The sequence below is a fragment of the Hoylesella loescheii DSM 19665 = JCM 12249 = ATCC 15930 genome, from assembly GCF_000378085.1.
GTDB classification, from domain to species: Bacteria; Bacteroidota; Bacteroidia; order Bacteroidales; family Bacteroidaceae; genus Prevotella; species Prevotella loescheii.
Genome location: NZ_KB899212.1, coordinates 263,184 through 280,361 on the forward strand (window position 1 = coordinate 263,184; position 17,178 = coordinate 280,361).

At 46.2% G+C, this 17,178-nt stretch carries 6 protein-coding genes and 1 tRNA gene; 2 read left to right on the plus strand and 5 right to left on the minus strand.

The genetic code is table 11. The features are described from left to right. Positions 1-221: 221 nt before the first annotated feature. From F453_RS0104740 to F453_RS0104775, 5 genes are all read right to left on the minus strand, one after another. Positions 222-1,988, minus strand: coding sequence for a RagB/SusD family nutrient uptake outer membrane protein (locus tag F453_RS0104740; RefSeq protein WP_025789909.1), 1,767 nt, complete (start codon positions 1,986-1,988; stop codon positions 222-224). Between the two features lie 27 nt (positions 1,989-2,015). Continuing rightward, complete coding sequence (locus F453_RS0104745) at positions 2,016-5,216, minus strand: SusC/RagA family TonB-linked outer membrane protein (protein ID WP_026292455.1); 3,201 nt, start codon at positions 5,214-5,216, stop codon at positions 2,016-2,018. A 2,147-nt stretch (positions 5,217-7,363) separates the two neighbouring features. Then, positions 7,364-9,277 carry a SusD/RagB family nutrient-binding outer membrane lipoprotein gene (locus F453_RS0104760; protein ID WP_025789910.1) on the minus strand — a complete coding sequence of 638 codons (1,914 nt, stop codon included), beginning with the start codon at positions 9,275-9,277 and terminating at the stop codon, positions 7,364-7,366. A 13-nt stretch (positions 9,278-9,290) separates the two neighbouring features. Next, complete coding sequence (locus F453_RS0104765) at positions 9,291-12,680, minus strand: SusC/RagA family TonB-linked outer membrane protein (RefSeq protein ID WP_025789911.1); 3,390 nt, start codon at positions 12,678-12,680, stop codon at positions 9,291-9,293. Between the two features lie 497 nt (positions 12,681-13,177). Next, a tRNA-Pro gene (locus F453_RS0104775) sits at positions 13,178-13,250 on the minus strand. Positions 13,251-13,446: 196 nt separating this feature from the next. On the opposite strand from F453_RS0104775, the gene F453_RS0104780 reads away from it, so the two are divergent. Beyond that, entirely contained in the window at positions 13,447-14,553 is a 1,107-nt protein-coding gene (locus F453_RS0104780) for a zinc-dependent metalloproteinase lipoprotein (protein WP_025789912.1), read from the plus strand. 1,082 nt (positions 14,554-15,635) lie between these two features. Next, a complete protein-coding gene (locus F453_RS0104785) occupies positions 15,636-16,829 on the plus strand; it encodes an efflux RND transporter periplasmic adaptor subunit (RefSeq protein WP_018966986.1) in 1,194 nt (397 codons plus the stop codon). Positions 16,830-17,178 lie beyond the last annotated feature (349 nt).

The following is a 17,178-nucleotide window of genomic DNA, read 5'->3' on the forward strand; positions in this document are numbered from 1 at the left end:
TTTAGGTAGTAACAGATGAAGCACGTGAGGCTATGTGTGTTGCAAAACATGCGTTTTGTTGATATTTTGTGTTAAGGTACGATTTAGGGGGAGTATTAGGAGTATGTAGAAATAAGACGCATGGAGAGGGGAAGTTTGTTTTCGCGATACCGCTATATATAATGAGAGCCACTATGCGTAGTGGCTCTCATATATATGCTATAGCGCATTACAACAAAGTGTTATTCCCATCCTGGGTTTTGTGGATTAAGCGCTTTGTTGAGCACCAATTCTTGTTTGGGCAGTGGGTAGAGGAAACGGCGGTCGTTGGCTTTCCACTTTCTACCTGCATCGTCTAGCTGTTTGGCAGCCTTATATTGATATAGGTATGTTGCGCCATTATATTCAATGGTAGGACGGCCTGTTTTGCTGTCGAATGTTCCTTCGGGGAAGCCGCTGATAGATTTTGGCGTAATTCTGATGCCGAACATCGTTTTGGGGTTCTCCATCAGTTTCATGGCATTCCAACGTTTTAGGTCGTCGAGCCTGAAACCTTCTGCAATAAGCTCGATGCGGCGTTCGCGTCGTATCTCATAGATGAGGTTGGATAGCGTGTAACCATAATTAATGGGCTTGGCATCGGTAACGGGTGTGGTTGTGAGATGCGGCATGTCAACGCGGTCGCGCAGCTTATTAATGGTCTTATCGAGTACTTCTTGTGTGCAAGTACCCAGTTCTGCATGGGCTTCTGCATTGATGAGCAGCACCTCGGCATAGCGATATACAAACCAGTCGAATGAAGAGCTGCGCGCCTCTTGTTGCGTGGTGTTTGCATGATGGAACTTCACGCAATCATAACCTGTTACGCTTTTGCTAGCCCCCACTCGGTTTGCTGCTTCGTTAAGGTCTCGTACACCATTTCTAACATAGTAGGGTTTGTGGTTGTTATCTACGATTTGATAGAGACGAGGGTCGCGGTTGGTAAGTTCTTCTTCAAGGTCGTTGTCGCCAACATAACCTGAGCCACTATTATAAATAGGAGTACCATCTTTCATCAAGAAAGATTCTACAAAGTCTTTTGATAAGCCCATACCTCCGTTTTGCACTTGTCTACCTAGTTCGTGCGTGAGCACACCTGTCACATAAAATCTTGCTAGGATACATTCTTTGTTGGTAGAAAGGTCTTCTTGTGTGAACTGGTTTGAGTAAGAAAGTGGGTAATTAGGGAAGTGGAGCTGGTCGCAACCTGCATCTGTACCTTTCACAATGTCGAATGTCCCAGCATTCATCAGCGTGTCGGTTTGCAGTACGGCCGCTTTCAATAGCGCATCAGCCGACAGTTCTCCTGTGGCAGCTTCTTTGTGGTACTTTTTGTAAGTTCCAAAATGGAGATAAATGCGTGCTAGCTGAGTTCGTGCCGCTTCTTTATTGAGGCGGCCAGACTCAGACTGTGATTTCTCGGGTAGCCATTTGATGGCAAACAAGAAGTCGTCAATCACCTTACCAAGTACCAAGTCGCGTGGGTCGCGCCCTTTATAAAGCTGTTCCTTATTATCCGTTTGCAAATCTTCATCATAGTAAGGAACGTTTCCAAACATCTTGATCTTGTTGAAATAATGCAAGCCACGGAAGAACCTTACTTCAGCCACATACTTGTTGATTTCGTTTTGGTTGCCAGCTACTTTTGAGTAGCGCTTCATGAAGTAGTTACAAGCGCGTATGTCGTTCCAATACCATCCGTTTCCTGCCGAAGCTTCTGTGGGAACGGTCATCTCGTCAAAGAGATAAGAGCTGTAGTTGGACGTTACAAAGTTGTCGCTCACGTTGTCGAGCGTTGCAGATGGACTACTCAACACGCCATAAAGGCCATTGGCATAAAGCTTTAGGTCGTTGGTCGAGGTCCAGTAGGTTTGATCCGTGAAAGAATCAAGTGGTGATAAGTCTGTATAATCGCACGCTGCTGTCATTCCTGCAAATAATGATAGCGCGATATAATTTCTTAATTTCATAATCATTGTTATTTATAAAGTGACACATCAGAAAGTTAAATTCATACCTACTGCAATCTTCTTGTTGATGGGGTAGGTCATGTTGTCTAAGGTTTCTGGGTCGAATGCCTTGATAAGTGGAGTAAATGTGAAGAGGTTTTCGCCTGTGATGTACACTCTGAGGCGCGAGACGCCAACTTTATCGAGTATTGCTTTGGGTAGTGAATAACCTAGCGTTACGTTCTTGAGGCGGCAATAGCTGGCGTTTTGCAAATAGCGCGAGCTTATAGCGCGGTTACCGCCATTAGACCATCCCAGTTTGGGGAAGAACGCGTTTCGGTTTTCTGTTGTCCAATAGTCGAGAGAGGTTGTTAACGGAGTCTGCCACTCGTTGGTAAATCCCCAATAGGCTGCAGAACCTGAGCCAGGGAACCAATCGCGCTTGCCTATACCTTGCCAGAACATTTCAAAGTCGAAGCCTTTATATTCGCATCCAGCTGTGATACCATAGGCAAAGCGTGGCGTGCTGTTTCCAATCACTTTTCTATCGCCAGGATTAGCCAAGGTGTTGTCGCCAATATCGATCTTTTTATCACCATTCAGGTCTTCATAGCGTACATCGCCTGCACCCCATTTACCGCCATAGAGATAAGACTGATTGGCGTGAGCGGCAGCTTCTTCGTCGCTTTGGAAGAGTCCGTTAGATACATATCCCCATATCTCATTCAATTTGTGTCCTACATAGTATTGGCTGATAAGCCCAGTGGGGTTATTAAACTTGGTGATGGTTGATTGGTAATCAGAAAGCACACCCTTGACGTGATAAGACAAGCCAAAGGGCAGACGGTCGTTCCATTCTAGCGACAACTCCCAACCCAAGGTCTTTAAGTCGGCGGCATTCATTCTTGGAACCTTTGCGCCCAGTACAGCAGGTAGCACTTCGCCGTCTACAAGCATGTCTTTGGTGTTACGGCGATACCAGTCGAAAGACACATTCAGACGGTTGCGAAGGAAGCTTGCATCAAGTCCTAAGTCGATTTGGTCAACGGTCTCCCATGTGAAAGAAGGGCTAACAAGGCCAGGTGCGGTAATGGCTACGGGGAGCTTGCCACCCAACAATGCGCCATATTTGCTGTTTATGCCATAGGTGGCCAGGTAGGGGAAGTTGCCGCTTACAACCTGATTACCTAGCGAACCGTAAGAGGCGCGTAGTTTCAGGTTGTCCCACCATGTCTTCATGCTTTCGAAGAATTTCTCTTCCGATACGCGCCAAGCAAGTGAAACGGATGGGAAGAACTGATAACGATAGCCTTTTTTGAACTTCGAAGAGCCGTCATAGCGTCCATTCAATTCGAGAAGATAGCGTCCTTTGTAGTCGTAGTTGATGCGGGCAAAAGTTCCATTTACCGCCCATTGGCCCATGTTGCCATCGATGGCCATGTCGCCAGTAGCTTGATTGATGGCAGGGTTGTCTGGATTAATCAGGTCTTTTCTTCCTGCATAGTAATACTGCGTGCGTTTTTTCTCTTGGTTGTAGCCCACCATGAACTTGAAGTTATGGCTATTTTCGGCCAATGCCAACGAATATTCGGCGAAAGCATTAAACGAAGAGTAGTAGTCGTCATTGTTGGCTTTGGTTACGCTGCTTGGGTTTGTCCAGGGGTAATAGTTCTCTGTACCCGGAACGGCAGTGTAGTCGTAGAAGTTGCGCACATGTTGCGTTGATGAGAGGCCATAGAAGTTCCAAGTGTAATCGGCATTAATGATAAGTCCCTTAATGGGGGTTAGCTTTACGGCTCCTGTCATCCACAGGTCGTTTTGGCGATAGTGAGCATTTCCTCCTTGTGCCTGAATAGCAACGGGGTTGGTAAAGTTTCCTTGTCCTGCATAGTGTCCGTCAGGATGTTTCACGGGCATCAGTGGGCTAAGGTCCGACTTCATCATACCGCTATAAGCCGATATTCCCGAATATGGTGTGGAATTCATTGCTGTTGTACCGCCTGTTGGGTGTATCTCCGTTGTATAGGTATGTGCAATCTTGGCAGAAACTTCCATCCAAGGCGTTACCTCTGAAGTTATATTGATGTTTGCATTATACTTGTTGTACTTTTCGTCTGTGGCTTTTAAGATACCTCCTTGGTTGTTGGCACCCAGCGAAACGTAGTAACTCGTCTTTTTGCTTCCACCGCTAATGCTGGCATTATAAATCTGCGAGAAAGAGGTTTTGTACAGCTCATCCCACCAATCGGTGTTTCCGCAGTAGCCATATTTAGAGGTGCTGTAGCTGCTGTCAAAGAACACGGGCTTGTCATAAGTGCCATTAGCATACTTCTCGGCATAGCTATATACTAAGGGGTTGAAGTAGTGACCGCTACCACCGCTGTTTTGATAGGCAATGTCAATCATTTTGAGATAGTCCAGCGAACTCACATTATGCATTTCAACGGCGGGCTTTTGCCAATATCCCGAAGCCGAGAACTGAACCGTTGGGCGTGCGTTTAGCTTTCCTTTCTTGGTTGTAATGAGGATTACGCCATAGGCTGCACGGGCACCGTAGATGGCTGCAGAAGCAGCATCTTTTAGCACGGAGATAGATTCAATGTCGTCTGGATTCACTAGGTTGGGGTCCATTTGCACGTTGTCTACCAATACAAGAGGCTCGCCGCCATTGAGCGAAGTCGTTCCGCGAACATTAAACGAGGAACTTGCACCGGGCGCGCCACCTCTACCCATTGTAACGTTGAGGTTAGGAACCACGCCTTGCAATCCTTGTCCGATGTTGCTTATTGGGCGATTCTCTAGCACGGCACCATTCACCGAGGCCACTGCTCCCGTTAAGTTGGCTTTCTTTTGTGTGCCATAACCCACCACAACAACTTCATTTAAATTGCTTACATCGCTTTCTAGCACAATGCGCATCCCGTTTTGTGCCTTAGCCGTTTGGGTTTTGAAGCCCGTGTAAGAGAATGTAAGCATGGTGCCAGGTGTGGCATTAACAGAAAAGTTACCATCGATATCGGTAATGGTTCCTTGTCCGCCTGCTACTTTCACTGTTACACCAGTCAATGGTTCGCCAGTGTCGCTGGTTATCGAACCCTTGATTTGTTCGGTAGACTGTGTTTGTTGAATATTGCTTTTGGGTGCTCCCACCATGGGCGAAGGTAGAAGCATCATGCCACATAAGAATGTGGTGCTTCGCAAAAGATGACCAAGTCGCATCTCTTGCTTTCTGGAGATAAATCTTTTCATATCTATATTTGTCAAAAAGTTTATATATACGAAATAAATTCAGGTAGCGGGTGCAAATTTATTAAAGATTTTCTGCGTAGACACATTTGAATTGATAAAATTCTATAAATATCTAATTATTTGCATCGATATAATAAAATATCTTATTTGGGATTGTCTCTTTCATGTCGTTTTATGTGCACCTGCAAGGTAAGACAGCTCACTTCGATAGTACCCCTGCCCAACAACGGGCCACCCGCAACGTGGTATTTGGTGGGATAACCATTTGTTCTTATCTAATCTTGTTCAAAAAGCATCGTTTTTATCCTCAATTTACGTAATTCATAATAGTTCGCCTACAAATACAGCGAAGCGCCAGCAGCCGTATGGCGATTAGCATAATAGTTTCCGCTTACGCCTTTGCCATGCTCTAAAACGTATGGCGTCTTATCCCAAACTGGCATATAATAAGGTGTAAACGGGTTTTGAATGTGAGATGATAGCAATGCAAAAGCTATGAAGGATGCGTCAATACGTGGTGAATAGGACGCTCTTCAAGCGGAGATTCAACAACGTGGGCCAAACCGTATATACAAATTCAATTGGCCCTTAGTTCTCTGATGGCGTTAAATGTGGTAATTAATCTTTACAAACAGATGTTGTTTTTCTGTCCTATTCTAGAAGAGTTGTTCTGCGAAAAGTGGTAAAAACATATCTTCACGACTTTCTTTTTCTACCTCGCCACACCAAATTCCACCCACCGTCGCGCATGTTTTATCAACTCCCGATTTCACCAAACGACAAGGCAACGTTATTCTCGCGCCTCCAATTTTACAAACTAACGAACGCTACGACATTGTCGTTTGTAGCGTATTAATAGGCTGGTTGCCGTGTTTTTTATAAGCGGGACACCTGTTCCAGATAAGTTGGAATAACGTTCCATATCATCTGGAACCTTGTTCCAGCTTATATGGAACAAGGTTGCATCTTAACGATAACACGCCGTTTTACCTTAAAACGCAAGGAAAGAAGTGGAAAAACGTCAAATTGGACCTTACAAAACAGAAAGCATGAGACGAGAAATCGCCAACTTAAAATTTATGCCTGGAATGCTCACAACTAGTAATAAACATGTTTAAATGCCCTTTAAAACCTCTCGTTTTGTCTGTTAGGATTGTGTAAGCGGAAGGATATCAGTCGATTACGGCTCTTTCGCGAGAATCGGCTAAATGCAAGTCGGATGGCGCGTTTGTGAATTAGACAGGCACTCACGATGTTAAAATCTAGTACAAAATATTTACAAACAGTGCGCAGGTTCGTGATAAGAGAGACTCGTTATGCCAACTACCGCGTAGCGGTTGGTCCGTTAATAGGGCAGGGTTGGGAGCAGCGGCGACCTACCCTGCCTAAGTTGTAGGTGAACAAAGCTAGGCCGAAGGTCTTGGTCTTTTTACGTTTGAACAATCTGCTTATGGAAAGCGAATGGCGAAAAACAATGTTCCTCATCAATCGCATTTGCCTTCGTATCCGTCTATCGACTAGATAACAGATGTGGTAAACGTAAAAAGACCAAGACCTTCGGCCTAGTTTTATTATTCCATCTGCAAGGCAGGGTAGCTCACTTCGTTCGCAACCCTGCCCTACCAACGGACCAACCGCTACGCGGTAGTTCATGCAATACGGGCCTCTAATAGGCATGTTTAAATAAAGTTGTTGAATGATGTTCGTCCCTAAATGGCCAACCGCTACGCGGTAGTTCATGCAATACGGGCCGCTAATAGGCATGTTTAAATAAAGTTGTTGAATGATGTTTGTCCCTAAATGACCAACCGCTACGCGGTAGTTAGCGAGATCGCCATGTCTTTACCTACCTAGTTTTGTTCAAAAGGCATGGTATCTTATCCCGAACTTACGTAACAATATGGGCGAGCAAGATAGGCATTTAAGGCAGTTAATAAAAAAGGGGGCACCACAGTATGGTGCCCCCTTTATCTAAAATGTAATTGTAAGTTTGTTAGTAAGTGGCCTTGTTAACTTATCGACTTGTCAACCAGTTCATTCTTCAACTCGTCAACCGATTCAGTTATTTACTTGTCCACTTGTTAACTCGTTTACTTGTTAACGCATCCGCTTGTTAACTCGTCTACTTGTTAACTTGTTTACTTACATTAATAATTTGGTCCTTCGCCATAGTTAGGTGCTCCCTTGTCGTACCACACTCTTTCGGCGTTAAGCACTTCGGGATTTTGTCCGTCGGTAAAGCTAAATCCTTGTTCGTGCATGGCTGCCTCAATGATAGCCCTCATCTTATCGGATGGCTCGGGTTGAGCGATATAGAAGCGGCGCGGAATATCCTTGCTGGGCTTCAAAGCCACCCATGGAATGAGCGTACTACCCACCTTTGGCACACCCGAACGACGAACGGTTACGAATTGTTCGAGTGGCTGATAGTAGAAGTGTAGGTAGAGTTGGATGTACACCTTCTCCAAGTCGGCGTCGCGATCGCCCGTAAGCTGATAGTCGGCATTGGCCATCATGGCCTTGATCGCATCGGCTTCGTATGTAACGGGCTTGTCTAGTGGGTCGTTGCAATGCGCCTTATCGTAATAAGGAATTTTGTTAAGCGTGGCCATACGGTTGTAAGCCTGTGCCGAAGCCTCAACGCCAGCCTTGAAATAATCGGCTGCCGTGCGTGGCAAGTTAGCTCCCAACAGCTTAAACTCTGCCAAGTAGAGGTTCATTTCGGCCGTAGAGAGCGTCATTTCGTACAACGGATTGTCTTCCACGTCTTGCACCACCTTACCTTTGGGAGCTGTGGGGAAGGTGTAGTCTACACGTCCGCGCACTAGCTCTTCATTGAAATACGATAGTGGCGAGTAGGTTTTCGACTTGTCTCCATCGGTTACTTTCCATCGTGTAGCCACAAAGTAGTTGTTGTCGCCGGTATATTGTGCGTCGTCAGAAAGTTTTATACCGATGGGCAAACCATGATAGCGCACCCATGGTTCGCCGTCGCCTTTCCAGCTAGCAAAATGCTTATGTCCCTTCGCATCAGTGGTATAGTTCACTTGGTCGAGAATATACTTAGGAACGGCGCAGTCTTTATCGCCCCTAGCTTGCGCATCGAAGAAGGCCTGAATCACCTCCGAGTTGAAGTCGTTCTTGGTAAACATCACGAGCATACGTGGGTCTTTGTTGCGGCGCATAAAGTCGATAACGTTTTTGCTGCTCACGCCTAGGTTCACGCTATTGTCTGTTCCATAGGTGTTGTTGCCTCCATCGCCACCCGTACCCTTGTTATACACATAGTCGTCGGTGATACTTTGCATCACGTTGGCGTTGTCTGCACCCACCTCTTCGGCAATTTTTATGGCTCGTGCCTTATCTTGATGCAGCATGCGCACGGCAATTTTAAGTTTGATGCCGTTGATGAACTTCACCCACTTAGCCGCATCGCCGTCGTAAGCAAGGTCGCTGTTGCCGACGGTTATCTGCGTGGTGGTAACCTTCAGCTTTTCTAAGTCAGTATCCAATTCTTTCAGCCATTGGTCGAAAAGCTGCGGCTGACTGTCGTATTTGGGAGTAAGCGTACCATCAAGCCTTGCTCTTGCGGCCTCAGAGTAGGGTCTAGAGCCGAAGAGATCGGTGTCGAAGAGCGCCATATACACAGATAAGGCGTTGGCCATAGCCGACAGGTGCGTGTATTGCGCTGCCTTATCGGCAGGCATAGTTGCGAGAACGCTGTTTATTTCGTTTTCGTAAAGCTTAACGCGGATGCTCTGCGAACCCACGCCACCTAATTCGGCCATCTTGTTAAAGAGGTCGTTGAAACTAGCTGCGGGCGTATATGCCTGCACAAACTTTGAGGTGTAGGCTCCATCGTAGAACCACAACAGGTAGTCGAAAGGCTGATATTCCACCTGCGCTTGCGTGAAGAGGAAGATGGGATCGCCCTTTGTAACCTTCGATGGGTCGGTGTTGATGTCGGCATAATCGCTTTCGCTGCATCCCATTGTTAGGGCCAAGCATGCCGTACAGAGCCCCATAGCTAGGGATTTGAAGTTGAAAATATTCTGTTTCATGATGACAATGCGTTTAGAAAGTGGCGTTTAGGGTGAAGAGATAACTAGCCGTGTAAGGCATGAACGAACGCATACGGAACTGTGCGGCTCCTGTTCCACGAACCGATTCGGGGTTTTCGTGGTTGGGTGCGGTGTTAAGCAGGTAGGCTATGTTGCGACCCGTGAGGTTCAATGCTAAGCTTTTGGCTCCGATGTATCCGCAAAGTCTGCGCGGAACGTTATAAGATAAGGTTACTTCGCGCAAGGCAATGTAGTTTAGTTTCTTAAACCAGTCGTCGTTGATAACGCCTTGGCCCCAACTGTTCTTAAAGTAACCGTGGCTTTGCATGTGTGCAGGTTCTACATAGCCTTTTTCGTAAGCCTGTTGATAAGTCATGCCACTAACATCGTGTTGTGTGCCATCGGGGGCAGTTACAACAGTTCCTTTGTCGAAAATGGCATCAGGAATAAATCCATCGGTAAAGGTTTTGTCCTTTGCGTTGTCGTATCGGCTGGTCCAAGTCATACCCTTACGATAGTTCTCGGATGCGCCCGAGAATCCGTATGCTGTGGAGTAGCGCGAGTTGTACGAAGCCACGTAACCGCCAAAGCGTGCATCGAAGAGCACATACAGGCTGAGGTCTTTCCAGCGTAGGGTGGTGTTGACCGTGCCAAGGAAGTCGGGCAACATGGAGCCCACTTCTTTAACCGTTCCGCCACGCTTGTAATAAACCGTACGATAGTTGTTGCTGTAACCGATGATGGGCTTGCCTGTCTTCTCGTCGGTCTTAATCCACGAGTCGGACATAAGCATACCATAGTCTGATCCTACTTTGGCAACGGATGCGATACGGTAGTTGCCATAGGTGGCCGCACCATCCAAGTTGATGTACGAGGCAACATCGGGACTTAGCTCCACAATCTTATTGCGGTTGCGGGTGTAGGTTAGGTTAAGGTCCCATTGCCAATCGCCGCGTTTATATGGCGTGGTATTAAGGGCTATTTCTATACCCGAGTTTTGTATGTTACCGGCATTGATGAGCTTTTGTCTTACGCCCGAGGGTCTGGGTACATCAATGGTCATGATTTGGTCGCGTGTGTTTTCCTTGTAATAAGTGAAGTCTAAGCCAATTCTACTGTCAAGGAAACGCCAGTCGAGACCCACTTCCCACGCGTTCTTACGTTCGGGTTTCAAGTCGGTACTCTTCATGTTGTCGGGTATTTTCATGCCATACACCTTCTTGTCGCCACGTTGATAGGTGGCAATTTCGTAGCCCGAGTTGATGTAATAGGGTGATGTGTCGTTGCCCACTTGTGCCCACGAACCGCGCACTTTGGCAAAACTAATCCACTTGGGAAGCTTGTCTTTAAAGCTTTCGGTGATAATCCACGAACCAGAAACTGAGGGATAGAAGTACGAGAAGTTACCCCTGCCGTAGCTATATACAAGCGACGACGACCAGTCGTTACGGCCTGTTACGTCGAGGAACAGTTGGTTCTTCCAGCTTGTACCCACCATAAAGATGGTAGAAACGATGCGCTTGGTGTTGAACTTATAGGTATCAACGTCGGGCTGAAGCTTAGAGTTCTTGATGAAATACTGGTTAGGTACAATCAATCCACCGTTAGTTTTTTCCGAATGTAGCTGTGCGTATTGGTTGAAATACTCCTCGCGCAAGAATCCATGCACCTCCCAATCGTCGTTGATTTGATAGTTAACGTTGGCTCCAACATAAAAGTTTTCTTGCGTGGTTTGGGTATGCGACAGGGAATAACTTCCTCCTTCGTTGGCATAACCACTGCCAGGTTCTTTATATTCGCCACTAACGGCATAGTAGTTGAGCGAGCCTCCAGCCGACAATTGCAGCCAAGGTAAAGCTTGAACGTTGAGGTTGAGCACTGGGCGGAACACCGTTTCGGTCTGCCGATAGTCGTTTTCGTAAATGCTCCACCATAGCCCCCTACCAGGAACGGAACGATATTGGTCGCCATATTTTCCGTCGGCCAATCCGCCATGTTCGCCTTTGTACAGGTGGCGATAGCGGTTAACGTCGTATTCGCGGGGGAAAGTGCCCTTTGCAAAGTATTCGCCGATGTTCAAAGGAGCGTTTCGTGGCTGCGATTGGGTGAAGTTTACGCTGAAATCTACGGTCATGATGTCGCCCACCTTCTGAGAAGCCTTACCTAGGAAAGAGAAACGATTGAAGGTGTTACGTGGCGTTGTGCCCTTATTATACTTGTAAGAAGCCGAGGCGTAGAATTGCGTTCGGTCGTTTCCACCTTGCAACGATATGTTGGTATTGGTGTTAAAGCCAGTATCGTAGGCATCCTTATAATTGTTCTTAAAGATGCGGGCAGGACCCATGGTACCGTCGTATTGCTCAAACTGCTTGCCTTCGGCCCACGATATTTCAGGCCCCCAAGCAAGACCATTATCATATTGTTCGATAAACGAATAGTCGCCTTTTGAGTTTCTTGCAAACGACGACATGTTGTCTCCCCACGTGTTACCTGTCTTCGTATAGTACTCGTCGTACCCCACTCCGCCAGGGAACGCGCCCACAAGATACTTGTTCTGCAAGTCGGGCGAGCGATAAACCGTTTCCAAACCCACGGTTTGCGAGAAACGTACGCTTACCCCTTTACCTGCTTTACCGCTCTTGGTGGTAATAACCACGGCACCATTCAAACCACGCGAACCATACAAGGCCGTTGCAGCAGCACCTTTTAGTACGCTCACGCTCTCGAAATCGTCGGGGTTGAGGTTTTTCAGTTGGTTACCATAGTCGTTGATGTTGCTATTCCAGTCGGCGTCGCCCGAACGGCTTGTGGCATTGTCTAGTATCACGCCGTCTACCACGAAGATGGGTTGGTTGTTGGCGTTCAGCGTGGATGCACCTCTTATCTGTATCTTGGTAGAGCCGAACATACCACCGTCTGACTGGCTAATCTCCACACCAGCCACCTTTCCTTGAAGTGCGGTTACGGGCGAAACGGTGTTGGCGCGTTCCAGTTCGTCGCTCTTCAGTTCGGTTACGGCGTATCCCAGAGCTTTGGTTTGGCGTTTGATACCCAGAGCCGTCACCACCACTTCGTTCAGTGCGGTGGCATCGTCTTCAAAGTCCACGTCCACCTGTTGGCGTCCGTTAACGGCAACGCTCTTGGCTTTGAAACCCAGATACGAGAACACGAGCGTTGACTGTGGCGAACATTCGATAGAATAATTTCCATCAATGTTGGTAACAGTACCCGTTCGTGTGCCTTGCACCGTTACCGAAGCGCCGATAACGGGTTCGCCCGTCGGGTCTTTCACGGTTCCCTTTACCGTGATGTTTTGCGCATAAAGTGTGCTGGCCAGCATCCATATTAATGCGGTTAGGCACATTCGCCAAAAGGCGTGCGACTTTTTCAGCTTTTCGTTCATTTCTGTCATGTTTAAAGATTAATTATATAGTAAGTGTCAATTTAGGTTTTGTCGAGGAACTAAATAATGCAGGGATAGCCTGCTCTAACAGGGTTCGATCCTCGTCTTTTTATTCTCTTTTTCTTCCATTTGTGCATCGTTGGGCTGCACCTTCTGTCATTAATGACCTAGGCCGCGTCACTCGCGTGGGGGTGAAAAACATGCCCACTCAAGCCACAAGGAAAACATTATTCGGATTAAGCAGTCGAGTAATAGTTAATAGTAGACTGCCCTGTGGCGCACAACACATAGCAAGGTAAGCAGTTGTTATTCGCCAACAAATTTAAATAAAAAGTAAATAACTGACAACAAAAAAGCCTACAAAGTGTTATTTGCTTGGTATTTCAATATTCAGTAATGCGAATAACAGTGTTCAAGATGTGGTTTTTGGAAATAGAGAACCGTGCCAACAAAAAAAAGGAGTTGCCAACCTTGTGGTTGTAACTCCTTTTCTTCTGTCGGGATTACTGGACTCGAACCAGCGACCTCGCGCCCCCCAGACGTGTGCGCTACCAACTGCGCTAAATCCCGAACATAGCCTTTAAGTTGCCTTAAAAGCGAGTGCAAAGGTAGGCAATAAATTGTTAATGGCAAAATTTTATTGCTGTTTTTTCGTGTGGGAGATGAATTTATCGCTCTTTTGTCGTATTTTTGTAGTGGCGCAATGTATCTCTTCTTGCCTGTAAAGCAGGTTGGCGTCTCGTCTAATCTAAATATTTACAATGTAATGAAACAGTATTTGTCTTCACTTTTTATGGTGGTCGCAGCGCTCGTGTTGCTGGCTGCTTGTAGTAAGGATGAACTTAGAACCTCCCCTGGCCCCGAGCCCATAGATCCTACGGTTGTAAGTATATTGCCTGTTGTGTTCCATGTTTTCTATGCCGATGAGAACGACGCTACGCAGAAAGTGCCAGCCAACCGACTAAGGCAGGTGCTTAATAACGTCAATGAGTTGTATCGTGGCACTTACAGTGGGGGTGAAAGCACAAATATTGCCTTTACGCTTGCATCAACCGCCGATGCAGGAAAGCGGCTCGACGCTCCTGGTGTGGAATATATCAAGCTTGGAAAGAACGAGTATCCCATCGATCCTTACGTGCTGATGAACGACAAGACTGGCAAATTTAAGCAATATATGTGGGACCCAAACAAGTATATTAACGTGTACGTGTACCATTTCAAGCAGCCTAAAGAGAATGCAACGACGCTCGGCGTGAGCCACATGGCCGTGTCTTCAAAGGGCAATCATGAGTTGGAGGGATTGGTGGTGGCTAATAGCAACTATCTAACCTTGGAGAATTTGACAACCCCTTTCTGCGTGTCGGTGAACAGCAAGTATGTTAACCAAGAGTCAAACCGTTATAACGATTGGCCCAACTTGCGTACTTTTACGATCCACTCTGCCGACTTCAATGTCACGCTTGCACACGAACTGGGACATTATTTGGGACTTTTCCACGTGTTTGGAGAAGAGAATGGGGAATATCTAGATGGTTTTAAAGATACCGATTATTGTAAAGACACGCCAACATATAATAAGGTGGCATACGACAATTTCTTGACAGAGTACGTTAAAACGCACAATGCTCATAATGCGGATCTCAACGAATTATTAAAGCGAACGGGAAGCGATGGCAAAACGTTCACTTCTAACAACATCATGGATTATGCCCTAAGCTTGGGCCACACCTTTACCAAGAACCAAACGGAGCGTATGTATCACGTGCTCGGTTATAGTCCGTTGATGCCGAAAACGCTTAGAAGAAGCCGAACAGTCAATACGCGCGTTGCGCCAAAGGGCATCGTGGATATCGAGTTTATTGTGGTAGAGTAGGAAAAGATGAAAGGGTGAAAAGGTGAAGAAGTGAAAAGGTGAGAAGGTGAAGAAGTGAAAAAATGAAAAGGTGAAGAGGTGGAAAGGGTGAAGAAGTGAAAAGGTGAGAAGGTGAAAAGGTGAAAGGGTGAAAGGATGGAAAGGTGAAAAAATCAATGTATAAAAAGATATAAGAGTTAAATGGAAGCGTATTTAAGGGCAGGTATGCCATCTTTCGCCTTTTCGTCTTTTACCTTTTGAAGTCGATAGGTTATGTCGTTGATAGATAGTAGATGAATATTTCGGTTGTTACATGTATGCTGGAACTGTGTTCCAGATGATATGGAGCAATGTTCCAGATGAAATGGAGCAGCGTTCCATCTTATGTGGACCAACTCTCCAGAATAGCAATAGGGTGATGCCTTACCAATAAATGCATTGCAAAGGCTTATTTTGGGGCTTTCGAAAGCAGACGTGTTGTTGTTGAAAATGCCATAGAAGAGATGGTGTGAGTTGCTCTTTAAGGGGGCGGATTATGCTTCTTGGCTAACTGCTACGTGGTAGTTAGCGCAAGGTTTTCTCGCCTATGCCTAGACCGTTTTGTGTTGTTTGTGGTTTTAAACAGGTGTGTTTTGGACAAGGCTAACATGAAAAACACGTATCTACACCAACTGCTATGTAATGATAAGTAAAACTAATCCCGTCTGTATGTAGGTTGTTTGGGGGTTGTTGATTATCCCATGTTCATAGTGATATAGAGCAAACGTCCGTTCGCCAATAGCAACAAATGCCCGCTTCAGCCTACCCTTATTTAGTCATTGCTCAATAGCTCTTCGCTTACATTCGTTTTTGTGTTCATTTGTTCACCGCATTTTGTGCTTGCTCCGTTGTTCTTCCAGATACTTGTCTACCAATTAAAGTGCTCGCACACAGCACCTCGCGCAAGTCGTATTAATAAATATTAAAAGCGTTGAAGTATTCTGACAACGAACGATATTTCTTCGTACCTTTGCAACGAAAAAACTTAACCGGCGCGTTGAGTTTTTCTAATTAGGATAACAAATTGGTCGAATACAGCAATAAATAGTTTAGATAAATAAGGTATGAAACAAAAGAAATGGTTAATGTTGGTGGCCTTTGCCGCCCTTTTGGCTGCATGTGGCGGCAGGGGTGACATGAAAATGGGCGACAATGAATATCCCGTAATGACGGTAGGTACGCAAGGGTCGGAGACGCAAACCACCTATCCCGCTTCCATCAAGGGTGAACAAGACGTGGAGATAAGGCCCAAAGTGTCGGGCTTCATCACCAAGCTTTGCGTACAAGAGGGTCAAGTGGTGAAGGCTGGGCAGTTGCTCTTCGTCATTGATAACACCACTTACCAGGCACAAGTGCGCCAAGCGCAGGCCGCACTGAATTCGGCTAAGGTGCAACTTAACACCACCAAGCTTACTTTCGATAACAGTAAGAAGCTTTTTGAACGTAACGTTATCGGCGCTTACGAACTGCAAACTTCACAAAACGCATACGAAAACGCTCGCGCCACAGTGGCACAAGCACAGGCTTCGTTGTCTTCGGCAAAAGACATGTTGGGCTTTTGCTTCGTGAAAAGTCCTGCCAACGGCATCGTGGGCAGCTTGCCCTATAAGGTGGGAGCACTGGTTAGCGCACAAAGCGTTGAACCGCTCACGACCGTTTCGAACGCTTCTACCATCGAGGTGTACTTCTCCGTGAACGAGAAAGACGTGCTAAACATGTCGAAACAAGCAGGAGGAACACACGCTGCCATTAGCGACTATCCCGAAGTGAAGTTGCAATTGGCCGATGGAACGGTGTACCAACATCCAGGTAAGGTGGTGAAGATGAGTGGCGTTATCAACCAAGCAACGGGTGCCGTTTCGCTTATCGCTCGCTTCCCCAACCCCGAACACCTGCTAAAGAGTGGTGCTTCGGGCACGATCATTGTGCCTCGAGTTAACAATAATAGTCTGGTTATCCCCCAAAGCGCAACTACCGAGATACAAGATAAGGTATTTGTGTATAAGGTGGGTGAAGAAAACCGCGTGAGATACACAGAGATTACCGTCGATCCACAAAACGATGGTAACAATTATGTGGTTACTGGCGGGTTGAAAGCAGGCGATAAGATTGTTACTCGCGGACTTACCACGCTTACAGACACCATGCAGATTGTACCGATTACAGAGGAGCAATATCTGAAAAAGGTGTCGGATGCGGCTAAGCTGGGCAAGAACCAGAATAGCGCAAAGGGTTTTATCGACATGATGAAGAAGTAGAACAATAGTTTTTAAGACGCTTAGCTTTTAAGTTTTAGAGTTGATAAGGTTTTGTTTTTTAGTTTTGTTGGTTTTGCGTTAATGAACTTTTGAACTTGGTTTGTGCCTTTCTTGACACCTATGGCAGGTTAAACGCATGCACATCGTGATTTGTTGCGCTTGTCATAACCACATCTCGAAATATCAAAAACTCAGAAACGCGAATAGGCATCATCACTTTGAACAGATGCTCACGATATAAACTAGACCTTAAAAATGGGGTAGGGCTTCTTATTTAATAAGGTGTCGCCTGTCCTTGTACTCAACATCAAGAACTAGAAAGCTCAAGAACTTTCGAACTCAAAGACTA

What these genes read in the sequence shown, in the direction of transcription:
- F453_RS0104740 (WP_025789909.1), bottom strand. Translation starts at nt 1,988, where the DNA reads ATGAAATTAAGAAATTATATCGCGCTATCATTATTTGCAGGAATGACA.
- F453_RS0104745 (WP_026292455.1), bottom strand. Translation starts at nt 5,216, where the DNA reads ATGAAAAGATTTATCTCCAGAAAGCAAGAGATGCGACTTGGTCATCTT.
- F453_RS0104760 (WP_025789910.1), bottom strand. Translation starts at nt 9,277, where the DNA reads ATGAAACAGAATATTTTCAACTTCAAATCCCTAGCTATGGGGCTCTGT.
- F453_RS0104765 (WP_025789911.1), bottom strand. Translation starts at nt 12,680, where the DNA reads ATGAACGAAAAGCTGAAAAAGTCGCACGCCTTTTGGCGAATGTGCCTA.
- F453_RS0104780 (WP_025789912.1), top strand. Translation starts at nt 13,447, where the DNA reads ATGAAACAGTATTTGTCTTCACTTTTTATGGTGGTCGCAGCGCTCGTG.
- F453_RS0104785 (WP_018966986.1), top strand. Translation starts at nt 15,636, where the DNA reads ATGAAACAAAAGAAATGGTTAATGTTGGTGGCCTTTGCCGCCCTTTTG.